Origin of the sequence: Streptomyces sp. NRRL B-24572 (assembly GCF_002156145.1) — a bacterium.
GTDB lineage: Bacteria > Actinomycetota > Actinomycetes > Streptomycetales > Streptomycetaceae > Streptomyces > Streptomyces vietnamensis.
Genome location: NZ_MWIG01000127.1, coordinates 15,674 through 40,810, shown reverse-complemented (window position 1 = coordinate 40,810; position 25,137 = coordinate 15,674). Strand labels below are relative to the sequence as shown.

Sequence of the window (25,137 nt, the reverse complement as noted above, 5' to 3'; positions counted from 1 at the left end):
GCGCGGCGAGCAGGTACGCCGGAGTGCCGTCGTGATTCCCGGAGTCGAAGGTGAACCAGCCTGTCTGGGTGGCTGTGTCAGCGATGATCGAAGCGAGGCGCCTGCCTTTCACCTCGTCGTACGACGCATGATGANNTCGCCGAGCTCGGCGAGGGTGCCGCTGCCTGTACTCGCATCCATGACCCGCAGGCTGTCCGTGGTCTGTTGCAGGCTGTCGAGCAGCTCGTTCGTGAGCTGGCTTCCGTCTGCCGCTCGCACGAGCGGCTCGACTTCGGCGGTGCCCCATTGGTGTACGAAGGCGGTGAGCGCCACACCACTCACGACGAGGAATCGACGACGGTCCATCGCACTGCCTCCAACCGCTGCGCCCAGTGCCGCCACCATACGGGCCGCTGTCCAAGGCAGCACCGGGTCCAAATCGTCGTGGACCGGCTCGGGTGGCTGAGACGGGGTGGTCGCTGGGTGTGGTAGCGGAAGCGGTACGAGTTCGGCGGGCACGCCGAGACCGGTCAGGAATTCGACGATCTTGTCGATGTTGGTGAGGCGCCGGTTCCCCGACTCGAGCATGGATAAGAACGCCTGGCTAAGCCCAGTCAGTTGAGCGAGATCCTCTTGCCGAAGGGATCCTCGCTGACGGACCAGTCGGCTGGCCCGGCCCAAGTCCCAGGCCGCGAGCGCCTGGCGCACATCAGGGTCGCGCCACACGCGTGCCGGTACGGTCGGGGTGTGGCGATCGAGGGCATGTGCGCGGGCACATGCGGAGCACAGTGCGTCAGAGTTGTACTGGCTCAAACGGCAGCCGCATCGATCACAGCGCCTCGGCGACTGCTGGAGCACCTCTTGCCTCCCCGTTGAGCGAGAGCGTGCGGGTTCAACTACCTCTGGTGAAGCCGGAATCACTCCAGTGATATCACCCGGGGAATGTGTGCACCGGGTATTCGGCCATCAGTCTGGGAGCGCACGGCAGGCCAACGGCTCAGACGAACGACCCGAGAGTGTGATCATTCGGGCGGACCTGAGTAGGCGGACCTGCGGTGGAACATCCGCTCTTCGCCGTCTCTTCAACGGAGTCCAGAGTGCCTTCGGCCTTGCACGCAGAGTTGGCGGGAATCCCGCCGCCGACAGCGACGGTTCCCACGCGGCTCGGTGCCGCACAGTCCGACGCGTGCAGCGGGAGCGCGTTTCCGGCGGAGGACGAACGATGACCGTCAGCATCTCCGCCGTCGTGCTTCTCTCGGTCCTCACCTTCCTGTTCGTCAAGAAGGCCGGGCTCAAGGTCGGCCACGCCATCGTCTGCACGCTGCTCGGCTTCTACCTCGCCAGTTCGTCGCTCGCTCCGACGATCGGTGAGGCCGCCACCAGCGTGGCCCGGATGATCGGCGGGATCCGCTTCTGAAGGGCACCTTGGCTGTGCCGAATCCGGCACAGCCGATCTCGTGGCGAGAGACCCTTCCGCCCTTCTCCGAGCCGCTCGCCCCATCTCAGCTACCGCCCCTTTCCGGAGGTACGAAGGTGACAGCCGACACCACCATCGCGTGTACGGGAGCGCTGCCCTATTCGTCCGAGGCCGGCCGAGCGAGGCAGCAGTGAGCCCCCGCCCCGCCTTTGACCGGCACCCGGCATTCGACGACCGCTCCCTGCAGAAGGTAGTCGAGGACGCGGCGATGGGGCGCTGGGAAGGCGCTCGGGAGCTCCTGGCCGCGACGGGCGCGGACTGGGACCGGCGTGTCTTCCGGCTCCAGGTCCTCGCCCGCGCCGGAGTGCGACTGACCTTCGCGGATACCTGGGCGCAGGCCGAGCCCCGCTCGCCGCACGCCTTGGCTCTGCTGGCCCATGTGCAGGCCCTGCGGTCGATGTCCGTGGGGCGGGGTCGTGGCCGCAGCGAGGCGATGGAACGGGCGTGGGAGGCGTGTGACGCCGCTGCCGACGCCCTGCCACCGGACCCGTCGCCGTACATCGTCATGCTCGCTCTGCTCCGCTTCCACTCTCCCGACCGCGATCCGGCGTGGCGGGCCACCGTGCGGCAGGTGTGGGAGCAGGTGGAACAACGGGACCGGTGGAACCGTGAGGCGCACCACGAGCTGCTCACCTACATGTTCCCCGTCTGGCACGGCACGGGCGGCGAGATGTTCCACTGGGCCCAGGAGCGGTGCGCGCACGCGCCCCGGGGGCTGCCGCTGCACGTCCTCCCGTTGGTCGCCCTCGCCGAGTCCCACCGGCAACGGATGGAGAAGGACGGCCATCGATACGGACTGACCGTCCATCCGTGGACGGACAACCCGTCCACCTGGCAGGCGTGGGAGAACTGGTGGGCCTACCGGGCCCCTACGCGCCTGCACGCCGGCTTCCACGAGGACGCCAACTACCTCGCCCACGCCCTGTCGTTCGCCAACCGGCACAGGGAGGCCGCCGAGGTGTTCGATGCCATCGGCCCGTACGCCACCGATGCGCCGTGGAGCTACTGCGGCGACGCCCGGCAGTTGTTCACGCGGCACCGCGGCTGGGCGGTGAAAGCGTCTGCACCGTACCCCCAGCGGCACTGATCAGCGCACCGCTCGCGCCGAATCTCCTGCATCACCGACCTGAGAGGGCATCCCTATGCCTTTGGACATACCCAGCGTGGCTCCTTCCGAGGAGGAGCGTCTCGCCGAGCTCGGCATAACACAGACCCTGGACCGCTCCATGTCCGGGAAGCAGAACTTCGCCGTCTCGTTCACGATCATCAGCATCCTGTCTGGCTGCCTGACGATGTACGGCTTCGGCATGAACGCCGGCGGGCCGGCCCTGATCATGTGGGGCTGGGCGTTCGTCGGCCTGATGACCCTCTTCGTCGGGCTGTCCATGGCGGAGGTCTGCTCCTCCTACCCGACGTCCGCCGGCCTCTACTTCTGGGCCCACAAGCTCGCCCCGCGCAGGTCCGCTCCCGCGTGGGCCTGGTTCACCGGCTGGTTCAACACCCTCGGGCAGGTCGCCGTCACTGCAGGCATCGACTTCGGCGCCGCCTCGTTCCTCAACGCGTACCTGAACCTCGAATTCGGCTACGCCGCCACGCCCGGCCACACGATCGTCCTCTTCGGCCTCATCCTGCTGCTCCACGCCGTCGTGAACACCTTCCGCGTGCGGATCGTGGGCTTCTTCAACACCGTGTCCGTCTGGTGGCACCTGATCGGCGTGGTGGTGATCGTCGGCGCGCTGATCGCCATCCCCGGCACGCACCAGTCCCCCGGCTTCGTGTTCACCGAGTTCGTCAACAACACGGGTTGGGGTTCCGCCGTCTACGTCGCTCTCATCGGCCTGCTGATGGCCCAGTACACGTTCACCGGCTACGACGCGTCCGCACACATGACGGAGGAGACGAAGAACGCCTCCGTCGAAGGACCGAAGGGGATCGTCCGGTCCATCCTCGTCTCCTGGGCCGCCGGCTTCGTCCTGCTCTTCGGCCTGACCTTCGCCATCCAGTCGTACACCGGCGCACTCGACTCCGGGACCGGAGTGCCTCCCGCGCAGATCTTCCTCGACGCGCTCGGCGCGAGCACGGGCAAGCTGATGCTGCTCATCGTCATCGGCGCCCAGCTGTTCTGCGGCATGGCCTCCGTCACCGCCAACTCCCGCATGATCTACGCCTTCTCCCGCGACGGCGCACTGCCCTTCTCCACGGTGTGGCACAAGCTGCACCCCGGGACGCGCACGCCGACCAACGCGGTCTGGCTGGCCGCCGGCGGCGCATTCGTACTCGGCCTGCCCTACCTCTTCAACAGCACGGCCTACGCGGCCGTGACGTCGATCGCGACGATCGGCCTGTACATCGCCTACGTCATCCCCACCTTCCTCCGCCTCCGCCAGGGCGAGCTCTTCCAGCGCGGTCCCTGGCACCTCGGCCGCTGGTCCAAGCCCGTCGGCGTGCTCGCCGTCGCGTGGGTCGCGGTGATCACCGTGTTGTTCATGCTGCCCCAGTCCGCCCCGGTGACCGTCGACACCTTCAACTACGCCCCGGTCGCGGTCGGCGTAGTGCTCGCCTTCGCCGGTACCTGGTGGCTCGTCTCCGCCCGCAAGTGGTTCCTCAACCCGGGGCATCCGAGGAACGTCCTGGCCGAGCCCGTCGGGAGGTCGGAGAGGGCATCTGCCTGACACTGACATGCAGGTCGCCTTCGCCCCGTGATCGACGTCAGGAAGGGAACTACTCGGCGACACCAAACGGAACGCGAAGCGGCTGACGACTGCCGCCCCATGGCCAGACCCGGCCGGGAGCATCCCTCTCGGCCGGGGATACATCGCCCCCACGAGTACCTGCTGCACGACGGCTCTACCGAAGACCAGCAGGCGTCCACCATCGCCTTCTGGCTCGGCCGCTGGCTGAGCGGGAACCTGCTGCCGCTCTCCTGAACCCTCCACGCCATCGCCGGCCACCTGCACCAGTCCAGATCGCCACCTCCTGGCGCCCGCGCACCGGCGGTTAGCTTCCGCTCCGACCACCAGGCAGCAGGAGCAGCCCGTGGTGCCAGCCGCTTCGGGCAACCACGATGAGGCACCCGTAGCTCTCCCTGACCGCGTACAGCTGGCAGCGCCCGAGCATCGGCGTTTCGGCCAACTCGCCGACGGCGGCGCGCCCTTGCGCCGCAAGGGTCGGTGCACGGCGCACCTTCGAACAACCGCTGAATTCCGGTGCGCGAAAGCCGTCCGAAAGAACACGTGCTCGAAATCGGGACTGCGTCGTTGAGCACGCTGACGCCACCGCCGCACCTCCTGGAGGGAACACATTGACGCAAGTCGAACCAGGCAGCGACGAGACCTCGACCCCGCCGAAGGCCGCCGCGACGGCCACGACCAGCATCTCGGACGCCGAGCGCGAGCTATACGGCGGCCGGCTGCGCTACGACCAGTCCTACGTCCAGCACGAAGGGCCGCTGACCCGACTGGGCTTCGGGCACATGGCGGCGGCGCTGCCCCGCATGGTGGGCATGGTGCTGCGCACCGGCTGGCAGACGGACCGGCGGGCGCTCGCGGGGGTCGTGGCGGCCCAGCTCGGGCAGGGCGTGACGGCGGGCTGGGGGCTGGTGGCGGTCAACAGCGTCCTCACCCAGCTGTTCGCCGACGGTCCGACCGCGGACAAGCTCCGCTACGCCCTGCCGTCGCTGGCCGTGCTCGCCGTCTCGGCGGTGGCGACCGCAGTGCTGTCGGCGTGGTCGACAGCCATGTCAGGTCGGCTGGAGCCGCAGGTGGAGCGGGCGATCTCGGCCCGGTACTACACGGCCGTCACCCATGTCGAGGTCGAGGCGACCGAGCGACCGGAGGTCCAGCGGGTCCTGGAGGCGGGGAAGTTCGGAACGGACTCGGCCCGCAGCATGCTCCGGCTGTCGGTCGGCGTGGGCAGCGTGGTGATCGGCATGGCGGCGGCCGCGGTCGTACTCGCGGCGCTGCACTGGGCGCTGCTGCCAATGCTGCTGGCCATCGCCCTCCCCAAGGGATGGGGAGCAGTCCGCTCCGCGCGCCGCGAGTACCTCTCCCGCCTGAACTGGGTCGACCACCGCCGCGCGATCGCCTCCCTGCTCGCCTACCTGACCCGCCCGCACGCCGCCGGGGAGATCCGCGTACACGCCGCCGGCACCAAGCTGCTGTCCAGCTACGAGGAAATGTCGAGGCAGACGGAGGCGGAACAGCGGCGCCTGGCCCGGGCACAGGCTTCCACGGACCTGATCGCCGGCGGCTTCGCGGGGCTCGCGTCGCTGGCCTGCTACGGGGTGCTGTGGTGGCTCCTGGCGACCGGTGGTCTGCCGCTCGCCGTCGGCGGCACGGCGGTGATCGCCATCCGCACCTCGACGGCACGGCTCACGTCACTGGTGCAGCAGGTCAACCGCTTGTACGAGGAGCTGCTGTTCCTCACCGACACCGAGGACGCCCTCAAGGTGGCAGGCGAGAACGCCATCCCGTCCTCCGGCACGCCGCTGCCCACACCTACTCGGGAGGTGTGGGCGGAGGGGGTGTCATTCACCTACCCGGGGGCCGACAGTCCTTCGCTGAAACGTGTGAGCGTGCGAGTTCCCCGGGGGAAGGTGACGGCCCTGGTGGGCGCGAACGGCTCAGGGAAGACCACGCTCACGAAGGTGCTGGCCGGAGTGCTGCTGCCTTCCGAAGGGAGCGTGTGGTGGGTGGGTGAGTCGGGCGAGCGGGTCGAGCTTCGTGAGGCGGACCGCTCCCAGGTCTTCGGCGCCGTGGGTCTGCTGGCGCAGGACTTCCCGCGCTGGGAGATGACGGCCGCCGCGAACGTGGCCATCGGGATCGGCGACCGTCCCCGGGACATGGACCGCGTCCGCCAGGCCGCCAAGGAGGCGGGCGTGCTCAACCTGATCGAGGGCCTGCCGCACGGCTGGGACTCGATCGTCTTCAAGGGCTACGAGCGCGGTGTCCAGCTCTCGGGCGGACAGTGGCAGAAACTGAGGACCGCTCGAACAAGATACCGGCAGGCGCCGTTCCTGCTGGTCGACGAACCGACGTCGGCGCTCGATCCCCATGCGGAAATCGCCGCGTTCCAGGGACTGTGGTCCCTGGCCGCGGAAGGACACGCGGTCGTCCTCGTCACCCACCGGCTCGCCGCGACCATGAACGCCGACCACATCTACGTCCTCGATCAGGGGCGCGTCGTCGAGGACGGCACCCACGACGAGCTCATGGCCCGCGAGGGCGGTCTGTACCAGGGGATGTTCTCCGCCCAGGCCGCTCAGTACGGGCTCTCGCCCGCGGCCGACACGCTTCCAGGCCCCCGCAGCGCCCAGCCGCCCGACCGCGAGACGGCGAGCTGACCACCCACGGGACCTTCACCAGCCCGGTCCCGCAGCACCCCGCCCCCTACGTCGAAGGCGAGACGACGCTCATGCCCCCCAGCTCCTCCTCGATCCGCAAGACCATCGAGGCGTACCTCGGCCGCCACCCTGACGAGCGTGATGCCTTGGCCGGGCTGCTCGCCGCCCTGGACCGGCCCGTCGACGTGACTGCCCGCACGACGCTGGCCGGCCACATCACGTGCAGCGCCGTCATCATCGACCGCCACTGCCGGGTGCTGCAGATACGGCACCGGGTCACCGGCCTGATGCTCGCCCCCGGCGGCCACATCGAGCCCGAGGACCGCACGCTGCTCGCCGCGGCTCTGCGCGAGGTTGCGGAGGAGGCCGGGATCGCGCCCGAAGCCCTGTGCCTGACCCGGCAGACGCTCGGCTCCCCGGTCGACATCGACGTCCACGACATCGACGCCAACCCCTCGAAGGGAGAACCGGCTCACCGGCACTACGACTTCCGCTACGTGTTCTACCTAGCCGGCAACGAGCCGCCGGCGATCACCCTGCAGGACGAGGAGGTGTCCGGCGCTCAGTGGATCGCCGTGCCGGAGGTCGCCTCGCCGACGCTGCACGCAAAGCTCCTCCAGACGGAGTTGGACGGGCAGCCGGAGCCGGTGAACGCGTCCGCCCTGATCCATGACGGCCGGGGCCGTTACCTGCTCCATCTACGCGACCACAAGCCCGGCGTCATCTGGCAGCCGGGGGCGTTCGCCCTGCTCGGCGGCGGCCGCACGCATGACGACCAAGACCTTGAGGGCACGCTGCTGCGGGAGCTGTCCGAGGAGGTCCCCGACCTCCTCCTGGAGGACGTAAAGCCGTACGCCGTGGAGACGGCCACCAGCGTCGACGGCCTCAGCGTCCCGATCCAGGTGTTCACCGGCATCTGGCGCGGCGACCCCGACCGGCTCCGGCTGCACGAGGGCGTGCTGCTGCGCTGGGTCACCCCCGACGTACTGGACCGGCTCCGTCTGAGCCCCGCGACGCGGGACCTCATCCGCCGGCACGCGGCCGAGAACCCTCCGGGCGGCGCGCCCAGCGCCGCCACTCCGTTACACGAAGGGGGCAGCCAGCCCGTGCTCAACGGCATCGGCGTCCACCTCCACCTGGAGGACGACGACGGACGGGTGCTCCTGGGCCTGCGCCACCCCGACTCGGCTTTCGCGGGGAACACCTGGCACTACCTGGCCGGCAAGTGCGAACAGGAGTCCGCGGTTGCGTGTCTGGTGCGGGAGGCGCGGGAGGAAGCCGGGCTGGTCATCGACCCCGCGGACGTGGATCTCGCGCACATCGTGCACGTCGTCGACGCCCCGGGCGGACCACCGTTGATGCAGCTCGTGTTCCGCGCCCGCCGCTGGAAGGGAGAGCCGAAGGTCCTGGAGACCGACAAGTGCCTGGCCTGGAAGTGGTGGCCGCCCCACGAGCTCCCGGACCGGCTCGTCTCCTACACCCGGACAGCCCTGGCCGGCATCGCCGAAGGCCGCGTCTACTCCCAGTTGGGCTGGTGAACGACGTGAGCACGCCTACCGGGAACGGGGCGCGCCCTGTCTGTCCGCGGGCCGGGACCGCTGGGGGTGCCGGGATGAGTGCCGAGTCCGATGTCACGGCCGTGACCGGGGCCCTGGCGCTGCTATCTCGAATCACGCCGGCCGCGGTTGTCGAGGGGCCGGCGGGAACGGCGACTCGTAACTACCTGGCCCGCGAAGGCGGGCGATGGTTCGTGAAGGCGTACCCCCGTGGGACGCGCGACCTGGCCGAGGAGCGGCAAGCGCTGGCCCTGGGCGAGTCGGCCAGGCGGAGCGGGGTTCCGGTGCCGGCCGTGCGGCGGTCGGTGTCCGGCGAAGTGATCGCGTCGGCCGGCGGACTGTCGCCCAGCCCAGCCGTGCCGGAGCCCGCACGTACTGACGACGCCCGGCAAGTCAGCTCACGGGGAGGCGATGTGGCGTGAGCGAGGAATCGAACGCGGCGGCAGCGGTCGTGTCCTCCGCTTCTCCCGAACCGCCAGATCCCCTGGAGGTCACCGTGCCGTCCCACCACACCGCGCCCGTAGCATCCCGCACGGATCCGGAGTCCGCCGTCGACGACTCCCAGGCAACGACCGCCCGGGCAGCGATGGTCGCCCAGCTGGAGGAATGCGGTGACGTGGGGCCCAGCCCCGTACGTGAGGCCCTGCTGGCGCTGCCGCGCGAGGTGTTGATGCCGCAGGCGTACGTGCGGCGCTCGGCGCCCGACGAGACGCCGCCGCGCTGGGATGCGCTGGACTGGGCACGGCCGGACGACAGGGACGAGCTGCTGCGTCTGCTCTACAGCGGGGACAGCGTGGCAATCCAGCACGACGGCGAGCCGGTCCTCGGCCGGACCCCCGGGCCGCGCTCCGGAGGCGCCATGACCGCGATGTCCAGCACCATGGGCATGACCGCCGACCTGCTCCAAAGGCTGGACCTGCGGCCAGGGCAACGGGTACTGGACGTCGGCACAGGAGCGGCGGTCACTGCCGCCGTGGCGTGCTTCGTGTGCGGCCACGACAGGATCGTCACCGTCGACGTCGACCCCCACGTCAGCGAGGCCGCCAGGGCCCGGCTGCTGGAGCTTGGCTACCGGCCCGCCGTAGTGACCGGGGACGGCACCGCAGGATGGTCCGAGACCGCGCCATACGACCGGATCTTCGTGTCCTTCGCCGTGCCCCGGGTCCCGCCGGCCCTGGTGAGCCAGCTCGCGCCGGGCGGGCGGGCGCTGATGACGCTGGGAACCTCTTCGCCGTCCTGGCCGGGCCTGGCCGTGGTCACCAGGACGTTAACCGGGGCGGTGGAGGGCACGCTGGTCGCGGTGGAGTTCGGGCACCGCGGAGGGTGGAACTTCGACCGGCTGTTCCTCTCACGCAAGTTCCGCGACCGCATCGCCACCTCTCACGGCGACTGGACCCAACGAACCCGACTGGAGCCCCCGCCGGACACCGCGCGGGGCCTGTGGCTGGCCCTGGATCACCACTTCCCCGGGCTGGTCCGGCACTTCGGCGCCGAGGACCTGACGATCGGGGCGCCTAAGTGCGGCTCGTGGATGCGGGTGCGTGGGGCCGGCTACCGCCGCTGGGACGTCACCGTGGCCGGGCCTCGCGACATCTGGGCGGAGATCCAGGACATCGCCAGCCGCTGGCGAGCTGCCGGATCACCACAGACGTACCGGCTTCAGATCGGCGCCGACGGCACACAGCGGGTGACCACCGACAGCGGCGCCCTGTCCTGGCTCCTGCCCACCCCACGCTGTGACAACGGAGAGACACGATGACCCACCCTCAAGTCCCCAGCAACCCCTCCTCGGAGAACAGCTTGTTCGGCACGGCGGCCGCTGGCTACGCCCGCTACCGTCCCGGCCTGCCGGACGCGGCGGTCCGCCTCCTGGCCGCCACCCAGCATGGTGTGCCCGACCCTGTCCTGCTCGATCTGGGGACCGGCACCGGCCAGGTGCCCCTCGCGCTGCGGCCCGTTCTGCACCGGCTGGTTCACATCGACCTGGTCGACGTGAACCAGCAGATGCTTCACCAGGCCCTCGCCGCGCTCGAGCCGGTCCGCGGCTCGTGCACAGTGGCCGCTTTCACCGGCGAGGCCCACACCTTCGTCCCCGCCCGGCCCAACCAGGCACCCAGTCTGATCACCTGCTGCCGGTCCTTCCATTGGATGAACCGCCCATCCGTATTGCGGATGGCGGACCGGGTGGCCGCGCCGCACGCCGTTGTGGCGATCACGGGAGACGGCAGCCTCTGGACCCACCAAGCGGACTGGACGGCCGCCTTGCGGGAGCTGATCCAGACCTTCCTGGGCCCGGACCGGCGCGCCGGCACCCACGGTACGTACACCGGGCCATCCCGTTCCTACGAGGACGACCTCGCCGACTCCACGTTCAGCGACGTGGCCGAACACAGCTTCCCCATCGCCCGCTCCTGGACGCCCGAGGACGTCCTCGGCTACCTGCGCACCACGAGCTTCGCCCGCGCCGCCCTGTTCGCCGACCGCCACCAGGACTTCGAGGCCGAGGCGCTCCAGCTGCTCCAGGCGCATGCCCGCGGCGGTGTCCTGAACGAGTACGCGGTCTTCACCGTGCTGCTCGGCCGCCGGCCTGGCGGTGACGCATGACCGGCGGCCAGCGGCACACCGAGCCGCTCGACGTCCACCTGATTGCGGTGCGCGACGGCACAGCGGGGCCCGAGGTGCTGCTCTCTCGACGGGCTGGCGACGTCTACGCCGCCGGTTGCTGGCACCTTCCGTCCGGACATCTGGACGGCCCGTGGGAGGACATGGTCACGGCACTGGTGCGCGAGACCCGCGAGGAGACCGGCGTCGTGGTCGACCCAACCGATGTACGCGCGGCCGTCACCGTTCACCACCGCTCACCCGGCGGCGGAGCACGCGTAGGAATGTTCTTCGAGGTGCGGCGCTGGCACGGCACCCCGCAGGTCACGGAACACAAGGTGTGCGATGCCATGGGCTGGTTCTCGTTCGACGAGCTGCCGGATCCAATGGTCGCGTACTGCCGGGCGGGACTGGACGCCTACCGGGCCGACGCACGCATGGGCGTGCACTTCCAGGAGCCCGGCGACCCGATCGCCTACGACCCGGCAGTCGACCGGCTCGTCTTGGTCCCCGACCACGGCAGCCACGGCTCCGTCCCGGAGGATGCCGTGCGCGACTTCGCCGAGCGGGCGGTGGGCCGCATCGCTGACTGGACAGATGTCTCCTGGACGCGTGAGGAAAGCCGCGGCTGGCGGGCGCGCGCTGCCGAGGGTGGCGAGTGGTACGTCAAGATCCACCAAAACCAGATCTTCCACCAGCGCGAAGTGACGGCCCTCCGTGACTGGGTTCCCGCTCTCGGCACGGCCGCACCCCGCCTGGTGGCCGCCGACGCGGGCCTTCGGGCGGTGGTCCTCACTGCCGTGGGAGGCCGCTCCCTGCACGGCGCCACGTACCCGCCCGAGCAGCAGCGTCGGATCTTCCACCAAATTGGGCAGCTCGCGGCCGCTATCCACACCAGCGCCCCGCCCCGGCCGGCCGACGACACCCTGCCCGTCGGGAAGCTGGAGCGGCACCTGGACGGAGCCAGGCTCTACCTCGCACCCGGGGATGAGGAGTTCATCCGCGCCATGGCCGAGAAGGCCGCCGACCTGCCCGCCTTGGACGTGGTGCCCACGCACGGCGACTTCCAGCTACGCAATCTGCGCTGGGACGAGGACGCTGGCGCCCTGTACGTGATCGATTTCGAGCGATCGGAAGAAGGCCCAGCCGTACGCGACTTCGTCCGCCTGTCCGACGCCTGGCACGGCCGCCCCGACCTCTTTCAGGCCGTGGTGCACGGCTACGGCCGTTCCTTCACCCCGGCGGAAGAAGCCCAGTTCACCGTCCGGTCCGTGCTCGATTCCGTCTCCGGCATCTCCTACGGCGCCGCACACGGCGATCCCGAGCTGGTGGAGCGCGGTCGCCGCACCCTGGCCCGGCTCCGCGCCGCACAACGCCCTTGACCACCACAGCACCTACGCACGAGGAGCAGCACGTTGACGTACACGGCCCGCGATCAGTGGGACAAGCACTACAGCGACGGCAAGAACTTCCGGGAGGTCGGTGAGCGCGAGCGGGAGCTGCTCGCCGAGCAGGCCCCCGCCCCCGGCGGCGGTGGCCGGGCGCTCGACGTGGGATGCGGGACTGGGGAAATGAGCGTCTTCCTCGCCTCCCTCGGCTACACCGTGGACGCCGTCGACTTCGCCGACAGCGCGATCGCCCGAGCCCGCGAGGAGCATGCCGACGTCGAGGGCGTGCGCTGGCTGCATCTGGACATCGAGCGCGACGACCCGGCCACGCTGGACGAGGAGGGTTACGACCTGGTCGCCATGCGACTGATGTATCCCTTCCTGCACGACCGCGGTCGCGTCCTGCATGGGCTGGGTGAGCGGCTGCGGGACGGCGGCGCCCTCGTCGTCATCACACCGGTGGTGGAGAACACGCCTGAGGAGCGGCGCGGAATCGCCCTGGACGATGACGAGATCGCCCTGCTCTCCGCCAACTGGAAGACGATGGAGCGGCTGGACGCGGACGGCCTGGCCTTCCTGGTCCTGCGCGGCCCCTGCCACACCGACACCCGGGCCGTCGAGAAGAGGCCGCCCACCGGCCACGCCCTGACCGGCGCTCTCGCCATCATCACCGACGATGCCGGCCGGGTCCTGCTCGGCCGGTCCCGGCGCGGCATGCTCGAACTGCCCGGCGGCAAGACCACCGGTTCCGAGGACTTCGCCGCCGCGGCGGTGCGCGAACTCGCAGAGGAGACAGGTCTGGTCGCCGAGCCGGGTGACGCGTACGTGGTGACAATGCTCGTCGACGACAGTCATGGAGTCCCCCGGCTCACGGCGGTCGTCCGCATCGCCGCCTGGACGGGAGTCCTGGCCAACGGTGAGCCAAGGCTCTTCGACCGGTGGGAGTGGCATGATCTGCACGCCCTCGCCTGCGTCGGCGACATCTTCACGCCTGCCGCGCAGGCGCTGGACGCCGTCTGGCCCGGGGTCATTCCCGACCTGCCGCCGGCGGCGTCCTATCCCATCGCCGTCGACCAGCCGGCCGTACCGGGTGAGCCGGCCGAAGCCGTCCGGCTGCGCCACGCGATGGCCGGGACGGTGATCGACGGCGGCTGGGCCCCGTCCGAGCCGGTCCAGGACGCGCTGCGGACCGTGCCTCGTCACCGCTTCGCGCCGGAGGCGAGCCTGGCGGCCGCGTACGACGGTGGCGACCGGGCCGTCATCACCCGTCGCGACAAGACCGGAGCGGCGATCAGCTCGGTGTCCGCCGCCTGGCTCCAGGCCGACATGATCGAAAACCTGCGCCTGAAGCCTGGCGCGATCGTGTTCGAGGCGGGATCCGGCGGCTACAACGCCGAACTCATCGCCCACGTCGCAGGCCCCAAGGGTCGCGTGGTGACCGTCGACATCGACCCGTGGGTCGTACGCCGCACCCGCCGGTTCACCACGGAGGCCGGCAGCGGACGCGTCACCGTCGTCGAGGCCGACGCGGCGCTCGGAGCACCCTCACAACTCGTGCCGCGCGGCGGCTTCGACGGCAGCGTCATTACGTACAACTGCTGGGACATCGCCCCGGCCTGGTGGGACCAGCTGGCCGAGTGTGGACGCCTGGTCCTGCCGCTGGAAATCGGCGGCTACACCAGGGCGATCGCCTTCGAGCGGCGCGGCCAGGTGCTGCACGCCCGCCACTTCACCTACTGCGGCTTCGTCCGCGACCAGGGACAGCAGGCCCGCACCATTCCCGTCACCGGCCTCCTCGACGGCGAGCTGACACTCCGCTTCGAGCACGGCGACGCCGCCGAGACGGCGGGCCTGGAAGAGGCGCTGCGCGGGCATCGGCACGAGATCGCCACCGGTGTGACCATGGGGGCGGGCGCCTACTTCGGCTCCCTGCAGCTGTACGCGGCCACCACCCTGCCTGCCTTCTGCCGACTGGCCGCCCACCAGGACACGGGTGTCACCGATATCGCGAAGGACCGGGACGCACCGGCCATCGTCGGCGACGCCTCGCTCGCCTACCTGACCCACGTCCAGACCCGGCACGGCGAGCTCCCCGAGGACAAGGAATGGGAGTGGGTCGTCCACGCCTTCGGCGAGCACGGACCCCATCTCGCTGAGCAGCTCGCGGCCACGGTGCGGGCTTGGGACCGCCACGTACGCGCCGACGACAACGACAAGCACGCTGATCCCGTCCTGACCGTCCACCCGGCCGGCACACCCGACGATCTGCTGCCCGCCGGACACGTCCTCGACAAGGAGCAATGCCGCCTGGTGTTCCAGTGGCCGGGCCGTGACGGGCGCCTGCCAGGTCCGGCGCGGCACCACCGAGCCGCCGCACCTGCACCGGTGCTGGAAGACAGGTGACCAAGCCGCGCGACACCACCTGATCGACAGCGTTTCCCGACCGCAGCTCACCGCCGCACCGCAACGCGCATGCCTCACAACACGGAGACCAGCACCGTCATGACCGCCAACCCCTCCACCCGCTCCCTCCGGCTCGGCACCCGCCCGAGCCCGATGGCCATGGAGCAGACCGACCGGTTCGCCCACGCCTTCCGCACCCGGTACCCGCACATCCCCCTCGACATCGTCACCATCACCTCCGAAGGGGACCAGCACCGCGGTCCGCTCGCCCAGATCGGCGGCAAGGGCGCCTTCACCCGGCGCGCCGACGAACACCTCCTCGACGGCAGCGTCGAAGCCACCATCGCCTGCGCGAAGGACCTGCCAGGCCCCCACGACCGCAAGCCGGGAATCTCGGCTGGCGCGGTCCTGCCCCGGGAGGACGTCCGCGACGTCCTGGTGCTGCCCGCGGGGCACCCCCCGGCCACGCTCGCCACACTGCCGCCCGGCACCCGGGTCGGCACCAGCGCTCCCCGCCGCGCCGCCCTCCTCAAAGCCCTCCACCCCAAGCTGGTTGCGGTGCCGATCCGGGGGAACGCCGACAGCCGCCTCCGCGACCTGGATTCCGGCGTACTGGGCGCCGACGTGATGATCGCCGCCCTCGCCGGTCTGCGCCGCCTCAACCTCGCCGACCGCGCCGGCGAGATCCTCGACCCCACCGTGTGGCTACCCGCCTCCGGCGCCGGAATCGTCGTCATCGAGCACCGCACCATCGACCACGCCACCGGCAACGTGCTCGCCCCGCTCACCCACTCCCCCACCCGGATCCTCCTCGACGCCGAACGCGCCACCCTCGGCGCCCTCCACGGCAACTGTCTGACCGCCGCCTCCGCGCACGCCACCCTCAACCCGGCAGCCGACCTCGTCACCGTGCACGCGGTCGTCCTCGACCCGGAAGGAGGCACCCCGATCCGCACGACCACCACCGGCCCCGCCGACCACCCCGCCGCCGTCGGCCAACGGGCCGCTCAGCACCTGCTCGACGCGGGAGCAGCCCACCTCCTGGGAGCACGGCCATGAACCGCAGCGCACTCCCGACCGACCGGGCGGTGTTCACGCCGCCCAGCGAGGAGGCCGACCGGGTACGGATGCGTATGGCGCACCGAGCCGCGGCCCGGGCGTTCGCGGTGAGGGCGGGCGGGCCGGAGGCATGGGGCTGGCAGGGCCGCACTCTCAGCCGCCGGGCCGGCCGCTGGTGGCTGCGCCTGGTCTGCGCGCCCGAGGACAAACGCGGGAGCCGGCTATGGGAGGGAAACGCTTCTGCCGACGCGTCCCTTCCCCGCACGGTACCGCGGCCCCGCCTCCATCAGGTCAGCGAGTGGACCCGTGGCGGCCACGCCTACCGCGCCGAGCTGTCCGAGTACATCGCTCAACCGGCCCTCCAGACCGGCGGCCCCGTCCTCACTTCCGAGGCCGATCTGCCGAACTCATGGTGGGGTGATCTCCGCACCGCCCTCGCCACCACCGCGACGGTGCCAACCAACCGCCAAGCCGTACGCCAGCAGTGGATCGACCGCAACTTCGCCCGCTTCCTTGGCATCCCCACACCCACAGCCATCTCCTGGACCACCGGCCACGGCGACCTGCACTGGGCCAATCTCACCGGCCCACCCCTGGTCATCCTCGACTGGGAGGGATGGGGCCTGGTGCCCGTCGGCTTCGACGTCGGGCTCCTGCACGCCTACAGCCTCACCCGGCCGACCATCGCCGCCCGGATCCGCGACGAGTTCGCCCACGTCCTGGACACGCACGCCGGACGGGCCGGTGAACTCGTCGCGCTCGCCCAGCTCCTCCAGGTCGCCGGTCGCGGCGGCCACCCGGACCTCGCGCCCCACCTCGCCCGCCACGCCGAGCACCTCACCGGCACCCACGTCCCCGTACCGTGACCGCCCCGGAGGTCCCCGTGCTGCCCAGCCTGCTTGCCGTCTTCGCCCACCCGGACGATGAATCCCTCCTTGCAGGGGGCGTCCTCGCCCAGCATGCCGCGGCCGGGGCCCGAACGGCGGTCGTCACCGCCACCTGGGCGCCCGACAGCCGCCGGGCTCCCGAACTCGCCGACGCTCTGGCTGTCCTGGGCGCCGGCGCCCCACGCATGCTCGGCTACAACGACGCCCGCAACCCCGAGGCTGCCCCTGGTCGGCCCCGGCTCGTCGACGCCTCCCTCGACGAAGCAGTCGGTCGCCTCGTCGCCCACATCCGTGACTTCCGGCCCGACATCGTCGTGGGGCACGACGCCCTCGGCCAGCTGACCGGCCACCCCGACCACGTACGCACGCACCAGATCACCCTTCTCGCCGTCGAAGCCGCCGGCCTCGCCCACCTGCATCCCGAAGCAGGCCCGCCCTGGCGGCCGGCCGCGTTGTACGCCGCCACGCACTCCGAGTCCGGTGTCGGCCTGCTCGGCCCGCTGCTGGAAGGGGTGGGCAAGGACGTCCTGGCCGTACCGGACTCGTACGTGACCACCAGCGTCGACGTCACCCCATGGGCCGACGTGAAGTGGCGCGCGATCCTCGCGCACCGCGGCGAGGTCGCACGCGAGCGGCCCCTGCCTGGCATCCTCGCCAGCCTTCCCGAAGCCGACCGCAACCAGATCATCCAGACCGAGCAATTCACCCGCCTCACCCCCGTACCCACGAAGGGCGACCCGGCCCAGTTGACCACCTGATATCCCCTCCCCGTGTCAGTCGCCCACGAGCAAGCCTCAACGATCGGAGAGAGATGACGACGACTTCTGCGCCCGACGAACGTCCCAGTGTGGCGATGAACGAGGCTGCGTACGGGGCGTTGCGCGCCTCGGCCGCCCTGTGGGCCGGAACCTCCGTCCTGATCACCAACCAGCGAGGGCAGGTCCTGCTCCAGCGCGTGACCTACCGCCCCACCCGCCTGCTGCCCGGCGGCGCCGTCGACAAGGGCGAATCCCCCGCCCAGGGCGCCGCCCGAGAGCTGGAGGAGGAACTCGGCGTCACGGCGACCGTCACCCGCGGGCTGGCTCTCGACTGGGTCTCCCCGCCGGCCGCACAACGCCCCCCGCCATGAAGTTCCCCGGCGAGCTCCTGCACGTCTTCGACGGCGGCGTCTGGGACGAGGACCAGATCGCGGCGATCCGGCCCGCACCGGGCGAGATCGAGGCCGTCGAATTCGTTGAACCCGCCGACCTGCCCGCTCTGATGGCGCCGGGCGACGCCCGCCGTGCCCTCTCCGCGCTCCGCGCCCGTATCAGCGGCGCCGGTCCCGCGTTCCTGGAGGACGGGCTCCCGATCGCCCCCAGCGTCCTTGACAGTCGGCGTCCTGCGCACGGCCCGAGTCCGTCACCACTTCCCTTTCCACCCCGGCCCCGTCCCCGAGGGCCTCACGGTCCGCCAGTCGTGGGCGTGGCCTTCGCCCCGGACGGGCGAGTCCTCGTCCTGCTCGACCCCGAGAGGGGCGCGGCCTGCCTGCCCGGCGGCACACCGGTACCCGCGGACCACGCAGACCCCGAGACCACGTTGATCCGTGAAGCCCGCGAGGAGACCGCCGCCGAACTCGCTGGCACCCGGTACCTCGGGTACCTGTCCGACCCTCACGAACCCTGCGCGCGCGTCCGCTATGCCGCCGCTCTCACGAACCTCGGCCCGGTCCCTGTCGATCCATCCACCGGTCGTACCTACGTCCGGATCCTGGCCACCCCGGAGCAGACCCTGCTGTTCTTCGACTGGGGCCCATCCGCGGCCGAGCAGCTCCAGGCAGTCCACCAGGCCCGCGTCCTCCTCGGCATCCCCAAGGCCGCTCACCAACCCGTCACCGAACTCGCTGACAGCACCTCCTGGTAGCAACGCTCCCCTTCAACGAATCGAGAAACTGATGACCGCCGCCTCCTCGACCGGCCAACCCTCCTGGCCGGCCGATAACGCACGAGTCCCGGGTCTCGTCTCGGAATCCACCCGATCCGAGACCGTCCGGACCGGACATTGCCTATGCCTTCGCATCGCCTACCGGGTTGTCGGTGACCCGATCGACCCGCACCTGTGCTCGTGCGAGCACGAGACGAGGATCAGCGGCGCACCGGCCGTCCTCTGGGTCGGCTTCCGCCGAGAATCCCTGACCTGGACCGGCCCTGGCCGAGAGCCGAAGTGGCACTCGACGTACCCCACACTTCACCGTGGCTTCTGCGCCGAGTGCTCAAGCACCATCGCCTCCGTCGACGACACCGCACCGCACCTGATCGCGGTGAACGGCTTCAGCCTCAACGACCGCAGCGGCACCGACCCCGTAGGACATTCCTATCGCCACGAGGCCGCCCCGTGGATGACCATCTCCCTCGCTCCCGATCTGCTCCTGCATCGCCCATCGCAGTGACGTCCTCACGTCGCTGCTGAGCGCGCAGCCACTGCACCCGAGGGTGCTCGTCGAGGAAGCGGTCGACGATCGGGCCTTGCCGACGGTGCCGAGTGTGGCGGACGTAAGCGCGCAGCTCGCGGGCGGGGGTGGAGGCGGGCACGGGCGGCCCCTTCGGGCGGTGGTGGCCGGAACCAGGTGTTCCGGTCCGGCCGACGGTGGCAGACTGCCGGGGAGGAACGCTGAAAGTGGTGAAGGAAGTTGGCGGTGGCCGAGCGCGACGCTCCGACGGTCTTCCTGCTGGTGGGGCTCACCGGCTCGGGGAAGACGACCTACGCCCAGCAGGTGCTGGAGCCCCAGGGTGCGGTGCGACTGTCAGTGGACGAGGCGGTATTCGAGCGGCACGGCCGGTACGGCGTCGACTACCCGGGGAACGCCTACTTCGAGAAGGAGGCCCCGGTCGTCGCAGAGCTGCACGAACGGCTGGTGGAGTTCGTCGCCGAGGGCCGGGACGTGGTGTGGGACCACGGGTTGTGGCCCCGCAAGGACCGCGACGCGATGAAGACGCTGGTGGAGTCGGCCGGCGGACGGTGGCGGCTGCTGTACTTCCCGGTGGCCCGTGACGAGCTGCTGCGCCGACTGACGGAGCGCAACGAACGTGGGGACGCGAACTCCTTGATGGTCACTCCGGGGCCCTGGGCGACTTCTTCGCCCGCTTCGAGGAGCCTCAGGGTGAGGGCGAGGAGATCGTGAAGCCGGACTGGCCCTGAGACGTCGGTGCGCGCCAGGCGGTGATGATCGTGGCCTCTTCGGCCGCCCAGCGAGGTGGTCGGGGGGTGGCGCGACGGAAGGCCAGGCGTGGGTCGGAGACGTCGATCCGGCCAGAGTGCCAGCCGGTGTGCTCCAGCAGCCGGACGCCTCGCTGGGACGGCCGGCGTGTCTCGCCCCACTCGCCTGGAGGAGCACCGCTCGCCCCGCCGCCGCAAGTCGTCCAGGACGGCAGCTCAGTACCAGAGGGGTACGGCGTTATCGCTGGCCAGGGCGGCGGCATCCTCAGCCGTCCCGCCTGGCGCCAAGCCGCCCCGCATGCCGTGTGGCAGAGGGGATGAGCGTGTCGAGGATGCGCTGGTAATCGGCACGCGCCAGGGGTTCATTAGCCCAGGCTGGATCAGCACGCTCGCTGATGAGGTCGAGAAACTGTCCTGGTGGCGTCGACTCCACAGCCCATGCCTCACGGTCGGGCGCAGCCCACCAGATCTCCTTGTGCTCTGGATCGAGGACGAGTCGGACGGGTCCGAGGTGACGGCCAAGCGCGTCGAGACGGCGCAGGCCCGTGCCTGCGAGATCTGCGATCAGGGCCTGGGCTTCGTCTGCGGTCTGGACGTGGGTGAAGAAGGGCACGGTGCGGCTGCGCTTTCTCGTGGTCAGGCGACTAGCTGGGGGTTCCGGCCACCCTGGGTGGCCGCCAGGCTGATGAGCTGGGCGGCCCCGAGGACCTGGTCGATGTAATCGGTGATGTCGTTCGGGATGTCACTCAGGGGTTTGAGGAGCAGGACGACGCCGAGTGCCGTGTCGCCCCAGAGGGCCGGGGCCGCTACGGAGTCCCAGCCGGGCAGGCATTCCTGGCGTCCGACGGCGTAGCCCCGCATACGGATTCCGTCGAGGGTCGCGAGAAGGTCGTCGTTGCTGAGTGCGCCCGGGCCGGCGGTTTCAGGGATGGGTTCGGCAAGCGCGATCTCGCGGAGGCTCTCGGGAACGTACGCGAGCAGGGTGCGTCCGGAGGCGCCGGTGCGCAGGGAGCATCCGGCAGTGAAGATGTCGTACGCGGTCATGCCGAAGTCGTCCGGACAGTAGTTGCCGATCGCGTAGTCGGTGCAGACGCGGCGCGCGCCGACAGAGGCGAGGCTGTAGAAGAGGACGAGGCCGCCGCAGTCCGCTTGCAGATCGACGAGGATCTCGTGCTGGTCCATGCCGTCATACATGCCGGCCATCGCCTGCATCCCGGCGCGGGCGGCGTGGCTGCCGAGCCGGTACTTGCCGCGGCCTACGCGCTCAACCCATTTGGCGGCGACCTGGGCCGCGAGAATGCGGTGCACCACCGCAGGATCCAATTCCGTGTGATCGGAAATGGCTTTCAGAGAATGCGTGTCTCCCGGGAGCTCGGCGAATGCCTGCATGACCCGGATCACTCGCTCTGCGTGGCTGCTCCCCTTGGGGCGCTCGGATGCCATGTTGAATCCAGAACTAATAGCGGGATGATTGGTGCCCGACGTGCAACGTTCAGGGGCGGAAAGCCGTCTCCGTCCCCGGCCTGCACACGTTCTCAGGGCCGAATCGGAACTGGAGTACCGGAACACGACTACCGGAACAGGACTACCGGAACAGGACTACCGGTCCGGGCTGCGCGTCAGAGGAATCGGCAGGAGAAGGGCCGCGGCCCTTGCCGACGTGACTCGAGTTGTCGCCTCCTTCGAGCTGCCTCAAGCTGGCGGCACGTGATGGGAGCTGGTGCCGCATGGGTCTCGGCGATAGCGATGAGGGAGAACTCGGCCCGGAAGAGCTGATGGGGCTGGCCGGTCTGCTCAGGGCCTGGCGCCGCGCAGCGGGGCTGAAGGAGGGACGCGGTCGCGCCATCCCTCAGGCAGAGGTGGCGCACGCCATCGGCATGTCCGAGAAGTGGTACGGACAGCTGGAACGGGGCGCGGTGCCCCGCCTCCCACATGACGCCGTCGAGAAGCTGGTCACGCGACTGCACCTGGGGCCCGACGAGCGTCAGACGCTCCTGTACTACACCCCGGGCGGTGCCCTGATCGGCCGCGCCAGGCCGAGGGAGGAGCCTCCGGAGCTGCGCACGCTCCAGTTCTTGCTGGACCAGCAGATGCCCCACCCCGCCTACGTGACCGACGCCCGCTGGTCCATGATCGCTTATAACCGGGCGATGGCGGACTGGTACCCCTGGGTCGTCGAGCCGGACGCCAACCTGATGCGCTGGGCCCTGCTGCACCCGGACGCCCGCAAGCAGTACGTGGGCTGGGAAGATCATGCCCGTGTGTACCTGGCCATGATCCGCATGTTCCTGGCGCGCCATAAGGCCGACCGCTTCATGACCTCCCTGCTGCGCGAGATCTACGAGGACCCAGACTGCCGTCGGCTGTGGGACGAAAGCCCCCATGTGGTCGCCCATCGCGACGGCAACCGATTCCGCATGCGCCTGCCACGGTTCGACTTCCAGGAGGTCGAGGTCGTCTCGCACCTCCTCTTCCCGGCCGGCCACCCGGACCTGCGGGCGGTGGTGATCACCTGGCTCGGCAGCGAGCACGAACTCCAGCCCGGATCCGTACAGCAGCCGGATGCGCTGTCAGCGGGTGGGGCCGGGGGCTCCGAGGCGATCGGGGACGCCTCTTGGGCGCAGGCTGGGTGGGCTGATTCAGCGGAGGACGCGGCAGCACTCGCGGGCAGCGGGGCGATCGGCCTGCCGGAGCTGAGCGCGCTGGCCGGACCCGGTTGCCGCCTCACCCTCAACCCACAGGACCGGACCGTGGTGTGGGCGTATCGGCAGGACGGAGGCGGGTGGCGCGTGAATACGGTCTCCGTAGAGGCGACGCTCAACCACCTCGCCCCGCAGTCGTCCCGCCCAGGCGTGGTGCGCGAGTACCAGCAGCTCCTGCGTACGACGCTGCCGGCCTCTGCGGGAGAGGCCGGCAGCGAGCTCGACACGATGATCGCCGAGCTGTCGGAGCGCCTGGCGGTCCTGCGCGACCTGCGGGAACGCCTGGGCGAGCCGGTCGATTGAGGGCAGCAGACTCGGGCTGGGGCCTCGCCCCTCCCCTTGTGGGGGCGGAGCACCGGGGTCCGAGCCGCGCCGATACCGAGCCGAGTCAGGAAGCGGGGTTGAGAACGACCTTGCCGGTGGTTCGGCGGGCCGCCATGTCCTCGTGCGCGCGAGCCGCTTCGGTGAGCGGGTACACGGTGGGCGCCGGGACGGCGAGTTCCCCGTCCCGTACGGCCTGGAAGAGGTCGGTCATGGAGTCGCGCAGCGCGGTCCGGTGCCCGAACAGCAGGGGGAGCCAGAATCCGCTGACCGTCTTGCCCGTGGCCATGAGGTCGCGGGTGGTGATGGTGGTCTCGATGCCGCTGACGCTTCCGTAGACCGCCATCCGGCCCATGGGAGCCAGCGCTTCCAGGGTCGCGTGGAGGGTGTCGCCGCCTGTCATCTCCAGCGCCGCGGCGGCTGTGCCATGGGTCGCCTCTTGCAGGTCTGCGGCCAGGCTTGTCGAGGTGCTGTCGACGACGGCATCTGCCCCGAGGCCGAGGGCCAGAGCTCGCTTGGAGTCCGTGCCGGCCAGGGCCACCACGCGGGCTCCGGCCCGCGTGGCGAGCTGCACTGCTAGGGACCCGACGCCGCCGGCGGCTGCGGGCACGATCACAGTCTCCCCCGGGCTGATGCGCAGCACGGTGTGCAGCAGATGCCAGGCCGAGTTGCCCTGGAGGGTCAACGAGATCGCCGTGGCGTCGTCGATGTCGTCCGGGACCGGGATCGTGGAGCGGTGGTGGGCCATGGCGACCTGCGCGTACCCTCCGCCGCGCGTCAGGGCCACCACCCGCCGCCCGTCGCTGTAGCCCATCACTTCGTTGCCGGGGACGTACGGGAGCGTGACACCGGCCAGGTAGTCCCCTTCTCGCACATGCAGGTCCGCGTAGTTCACCCCTGCCTGGAGGACCTCGACCCTGTGGTGTCCGGCCGTCGGCTCCGGTTCAGGGATCTCCGTGAGCCGGAGGACCTCCGGGCCGCCGTGGCTGGACATAGTGACAGCTCGCACTTTCTCGCCTCTCAACGCTTCAAGATCATTCGGCGAAATTGCGCCACGCGCAATTTGAATGAATTGCGCCACGCGCAAATTCCGGAGACATTAAACCACTCTTGACGCGCAGGGCCTGGCAGGCATAAATTCCACCTCAATTCTTAGAGCCCTACGGACAGGAAACAACTCCCACAGTGAGCCGCATCACTTCCGTCGAATTGCGCGTGGCGCAATTTGTGGCGGCCCGCACACCGGACAGCGCCCATCGCGCGGCCCGTCAGGGCGCTAATCCCAGGCAAAAGGTGACGGAGTCTAAGGGCTGTCCCGTAAGTGATCTTGCTCTGCGATGATCTCGACCGTGTCAGGCGTGATCACGGCGTCCGAGCCGTCATGGATAGCTCCGTTCACCGGTCTGAGCCCCCGCCTCTTCGGCAGGCTGGTGACCTCGCTGCGTCGCGAGGGTGCCGACTCCCCAGGCCGAGGCCGGCCATGGAAGCTGTCGTTGGAGGACCGGGCGCTGCTGGTCGCTGCTTACTGGCGGACGAACTTGACGATGCGGCAACTGGCCCTGCTGTTCGGGGTGTCGAAGTCGGCCGTGGACCGGGTGATCGACGACCTCGGCCCGAGGTTTGCGCTGCGTCCCCGTCGCCGGTTCGCCAAGGACGCGGTGCTGATCGTGGACGGCACCCTGGTGCCCACCCGGGACCACACCGTGGCCGAGCAGTCGAAGAACTATCGCTATTCCACCAACCATCAGGTGGTCATCGACGCCGACACCCGCCTGGTCGTGGTGGTCGGCCGGCCTTTGCCGGGCAATCGCAACGACTGCCGGGCCTGGGCGGAGTCCGGCGCGAAGGACGCCGTCGGCAACACGATGACCATCGCTGATGGCGGCTACCCGGGTACCGGGCTCGTCATGCCGCATCGCCGCCGCAAGGGAGAGGAACTGCCCGACTGGAAACAGGCACACAACAAGTCTCACAAGTCGGTTCGCGCCCGTGTCGAGCACGCCTTCGCCCGGATGAAGACCTGGAAGATCCTGCGTGACTGCCGCCTGAGGGGCGATGGAGTGCAGCACGCGATGCACGGCATCGCCCGCCTGCACAACCTCGCCCTCACCGGATAGCCCCACCCTGCAGGGGAGCGGTTCGCGGGCGGACCGTCTTGCTCGAATGGCGTCGCACGATAGCTGTCCCCGGACAGTGAACTTGGACCGATTGTCATCGAAGTCGGATCC

24 protein-coding genes are annotated in these 25,137 nt (G+C 70.1%); 20 read left to right on the top strand and 4 right to left on the bottom strand.

Annotation, left to right across the window (positions count from 1 at the left end; translation table 11 throughout):
- Positions 1-108: 108 nt before the first annotated feature.
- On the bottom strand, positions 109-687 hold the full coding sequence (locus CCN56_RS08485; protein WP_256961864.1) for a helix-turn-helix domain-containing protein: 579 nt from the start codon (positions 685-687) through the stop codon (positions 109-111).
- A 514-nt stretch (positions 688-1,201) separates the two neighbouring features.
- On the opposite strand from CCN56_RS08485, the gene CCN56_RS08480 reads away from it, so the two are divergent.
- The 18 genes from CCN56_RS08480 (at position 1,202) to CCN56_RS08410 (ending at position 19,851) form a co-directional block, all read left to right on the top strand.
- Positions 1,202-1,396 (top strand): hypothetical protein, encoded by a 195-nt coding sequence (locus CCN56_RS08480; RefSeq protein ID WP_086825123.1) that lies wholly within the window; start codon positions 1,202-1,204, stop codon positions 1,394-1,396.
- Between the two features lie 268 nt (positions 1,397-1,664).
- Positions 1,665-2,543 carry a hypothetical protein gene (locus CCN56_RS08475; RefSeq protein ID WP_086825137.1) on the top strand — a complete coding sequence of 293 codons (879 nt, stop codon included), beginning with the start codon at positions 1,665-1,667 and terminating at the stop codon, positions 2,541-2,543.
- A 55-nt stretch (positions 2,544-2,598) separates the two neighbouring features.
- Positions 2,599-4,128: an amino acid permease gene (locus tag CCN56_RS08470; protein WP_086825121.1), complete on the top strand. Its 1,530-nt coding sequence runs from the start codon at positions 2,599-2,601 to the stop codon at positions 4,126-4,128.
- A gap of 99 nt (positions 4,129-4,227) precedes the next feature.
- Complete coding sequence (locus tag CCN56_RS43015; protein WP_179199751.1) at positions 4,228-4,383, top strand: hypothetical protein; 156 nt, start codon at positions 4,228-4,230, stop codon at positions 4,381-4,383.
- 446 nt (positions 4,384-4,829) lie between these two features.
- Positions 4,830-6,797: an ABC transporter ATP-binding protein gene (locus CCN56_RS08465; RefSeq protein ID WP_373412840.1), complete on the top strand. Its 1,968-nt coding sequence runs from the start codon at positions 4,830-4,832 to the stop codon at positions 6,795-6,797.
- 71 nt (positions 6,798-6,868) lie between these two features.
- On the top strand, positions 6,869-8,335 hold the full coding sequence (locus CCN56_RS08460) for an NUDIX domain-containing protein (RefSeq protein WP_086825116.1): 1,467 nt from the start codon (positions 6,869-6,871) through the stop codon (positions 8,333-8,335).
- A 74-nt stretch (positions 8,336-8,409) separates the two neighbouring features.
- Positions 8,410-8,775: a hypothetical protein gene (locus tag CCN56_RS42525; RefSeq protein ID WP_143664464.1), complete on the top strand. Its 366-nt coding sequence runs from the start codon at positions 8,410-8,412 to the stop codon at positions 8,773-8,775.
- A complete protein-coding gene (locus tag CCN56_RS08455) occupies positions 8,772-10,112 on the top strand; it encodes a protein-L-isoaspartate O-methyltransferase (protein WP_256961862.1) in 1,341 nt (446 codons plus the stop codon). Before CCN56_RS42525 ends, CCN56_RS08455 begins: the two co-directional genes overlap by 4 nt.
- Entirely contained in the window at positions 10,109-10,957 is an 849-nt protein-coding gene (locus CCN56_RS08450; protein WP_086825114.1) for a class I SAM-dependent methyltransferase, read from the top strand. Before CCN56_RS08455 ends, CCN56_RS08450 begins: the two co-directional genes overlap by 4 nt.
- Positions 10,954-12,336 carry a phosphotransferase gene (locus tag CCN56_RS08445; RefSeq protein WP_086825112.1) on the top strand — a complete coding sequence of 461 codons (1,383 nt, stop codon included), beginning with the start codon at positions 10,954-10,956 and terminating at the stop codon, positions 12,334-12,336. Before CCN56_RS08450 ends, CCN56_RS08445 begins: the two co-directional genes overlap by 4 nt.
- A gap of 33 nt (positions 12,337-12,369) precedes the next feature.
- A complete protein-coding gene (gene fxlM, locus CCN56_RS08440) occupies positions 12,370-14,745 on the top strand; it encodes a methyltransferase, FxLD system (protein WP_086825111.1) in 2,376 nt (791 codons plus the stop codon).
- Positions 14,746-14,814: 69 nt separating this feature from the next.
- Positions 14,815-15,804 carry a hydroxymethylbilane synthase gene (hemC, locus tag CCN56_RS08435; RefSeq protein WP_086825109.1) on the top strand — a complete coding sequence of 330 codons (990 nt, stop codon included), beginning with the start codon at positions 14,815-14,817 and terminating at the stop codon, positions 15,802-15,804.
- Complete coding sequence (locus tag CCN56_RS08430) at positions 15,801-16,670, top strand: hypothetical protein (protein WP_086825107.1); 870 nt, start codon at positions 15,801-15,803, stop codon at positions 16,668-16,670. The genes hemC and CCN56_RS08430 overlap by 4 nt, the downstream gene beginning before the upstream one ends.
- Positions 16,671-16,687: 17 nt before the next feature.
- The gene (locus CCN56_RS08425) at positions 16,688-17,449 is read left to right on the top strand and encodes a PIG-L deacetylase family protein (protein ID WP_086825133.1); all 762 of its coding nucleotides are present in this window, start codon (positions 16,688-16,690) and stop codon (positions 17,447-17,449) included.
- Positions 17,450-17,544: 95 nt separating this feature from the next.
- Entirely contained in the window at positions 17,545-17,820 is a 276-nt protein-coding gene (locus tag CCN56_RS44335) for an NUDIX domain-containing protein (RefSeq protein WP_256961861.1), read from the top strand.
- Positions 17,817-18,593, top strand: a complete 777-nt coding sequence (locus tag CCN56_RS08420) for an NUDIX hydrolase (RefSeq protein WP_256961860.1) — start codon at positions 17,817-17,819, stop codon at positions 18,591-18,593. The genes CCN56_RS44335 and CCN56_RS08420 overlap by 4 nt, the downstream gene beginning before the upstream one ends.
- Positions 18,594-18,624: 31 nt before the next feature.
- The gene (locus CCN56_RS08415) at positions 18,625-19,119 is read left to right on the top strand and encodes a GFA family protein (protein WP_086825105.1); all 495 of its coding nucleotides are present in this window, start codon (positions 18,625-18,627) and stop codon (positions 19,117-19,119) included.
- A 246-nt stretch (positions 19,120-19,365) separates the two neighbouring features.
- Positions 19,366-19,851 (top strand): ATP-binding protein, encoded by a 486-nt coding sequence (locus CCN56_RS08410; RefSeq protein WP_256961859.1) that lies wholly within the window; start codon positions 19,366-19,368, stop codon positions 19,849-19,851.
- Positions 19,852-20,151: 300 nt separating this feature from the next.
- On the opposite strand, the gene CCN56_RS42520 is transcribed toward CCN56_RS08410, so the two are convergent.
- Both CCN56_RS42520 and CCN56_RS08405 read right to left on the bottom strand, forming a co-directional pair.
- Positions 20,152-20,499, bottom strand: coding sequence for a hypothetical protein (locus tag CCN56_RS42520; protein WP_143664463.1), 348 nt, complete (start codon positions 20,497-20,499; stop codon positions 20,152-20,154).
- A gap of 23 nt (positions 20,500-20,522) precedes the next feature.
- On the bottom strand, positions 20,523-21,329 hold the full coding sequence (locus tag CCN56_RS08405; protein WP_086825103.1) for a helix-turn-helix domain-containing protein: 807 nt from the start codon (positions 21,327-21,329) through the stop codon (positions 20,523-20,525).
- A gap of 284 nt (positions 21,330-21,613) precedes the next feature.
- Between CCN56_RS08405 and CCN56_RS08400 the strand changes: the two genes are divergently transcribed.
- Positions 21,614-22,891: a helix-turn-helix transcriptional regulator gene (locus CCN56_RS08400; protein ID WP_086825102.1), complete on the top strand. Its 1,278-nt coding sequence runs from the start codon at positions 21,614-21,616 to the stop codon at positions 22,889-22,891.
- An 85-nt stretch (positions 22,892-22,976) separates the two neighbouring features.
- Here CCN56_RS08400 and CCN56_RS08395 read toward each other — a convergent pair whose 3' ends face one another.
- Entirely contained in the window at positions 22,977-23,918 is a 942-nt protein-coding gene (locus CCN56_RS08395) for a zinc-binding dehydrogenase (protein WP_256961858.1), read from the bottom strand.
- Between the two features lie 340 nt (positions 23,919-24,258).
- Between CCN56_RS08395 and CCN56_RS08390 the strand changes: the two genes are divergently transcribed.
- Entirely contained in the window at positions 24,259-25,026 is a 768-nt protein-coding gene (locus CCN56_RS08390) for a transposase (protein ID WP_086825131.1), read from the top strand.
- The last annotated feature ends 111 nt before the right edge of the window (positions 25,027-25,137 follow it).

Excerpts from the sequence above, each read along its gene's own strand:
- CCN56_RS08480 (WP_086825123.1), top strand. The coding sequence starts at position 1,202 with ATGACCGTCAGCATCTCCGCCGTCGTGCTTCTCTCGGTCCTCACCTTC.
- CCN56_RS08475 (WP_086825137.1), top strand. The coding sequence starts at position 1,665 with ATGGGGCGCTGGGAAGGCGCTCGGGAGCTCCTGGCCGCGACGGGCGCG.
- CCN56_RS08470 (WP_086825121.1), top strand. The coding sequence starts at position 2,599 with ATGCCTTTGGACATACCCAGCGTGGCTCCTTCCGAGGAGGAGCGTCTC.
- CCN56_RS43015 (WP_179199751.1), top strand. The coding sequence starts at position 4,228 with ATGGCCAGACCCGGCCGGGAGCATCCCTCTCGGCCGGGGATACATCGC.
- CCN56_RS08460 (WP_086825116.1), top strand. The coding sequence starts at position 6,869 with ATGCCCCCCAGCTCCTCCTCGATCCGCAAGACCATCGAGGCGTACCTC.
- CCN56_RS42525 (WP_143664464.1), top strand. The coding sequence starts at position 8,410 with ATGAGTGCCGAGTCCGATGTCACGGCCGTGACCGGGGCCCTGGCGCTG.
- CCN56_RS08450 (WP_086825114.1), top strand. The coding sequence starts at position 10,109 with ATGACCCACCCTCAAGTCCCCAGCAACCCCTCCTCGGAGAACAGCTTG.
- CCN56_RS08445 (WP_086825112.1), top strand. The coding sequence starts at position 10,954 with ATGACCGGCGGCCAGCGGCACACCGAGCCGCTCGACGTCCACCTGATT.
- hemC (WP_086825109.1), top strand. The coding sequence starts at position 14,815 with ATGCCTCACAACACGGAGACCAGCACCGTCATGACCGCCAACCCCTCC.
- CCN56_RS08430 (WP_086825107.1), top strand. The coding sequence starts at position 15,801 with ATGAACCGCAGCGCACTCCCGACCGACCGGGCGGTGTTCACGCCGCCC.
- CCN56_RS44335 (WP_256961861.1), top strand. The coding sequence starts at position 17,545 with ATGAACGAGGCTGCGTACGGGGCGTTGCGCGCCTCGGCCGCCCTGTGG.
- CCN56_RS08420 (WP_256961860.1), top strand. The coding sequence starts at position 17,817 with ATGAAGTTCCCCGGCGAGCTCCTGCACGTCTTCGACGGCGGCGTCTGG.
- CCN56_RS08415 (WP_086825105.1), top strand. The coding sequence starts at position 18,625 with ATGACCGCCGCCTCCTCGACCGGCCAACCCTCCTGGCCGGCCGATAAC.
- CCN56_RS08405 (WP_086825103.1), bottom strand. The coding sequence starts at position 21,329 with ATGGCATCCGAGCGCCCCAAGGGGAGCAGCCACGCAGAGCGAGTGATC.
- CCN56_RS08400 (WP_086825102.1), top strand. The coding sequence starts at position 21,614 with ATGGGTCTCGGCGATAGCGATGAGGGAGAACTCGGCCCGGAAGAGCTG.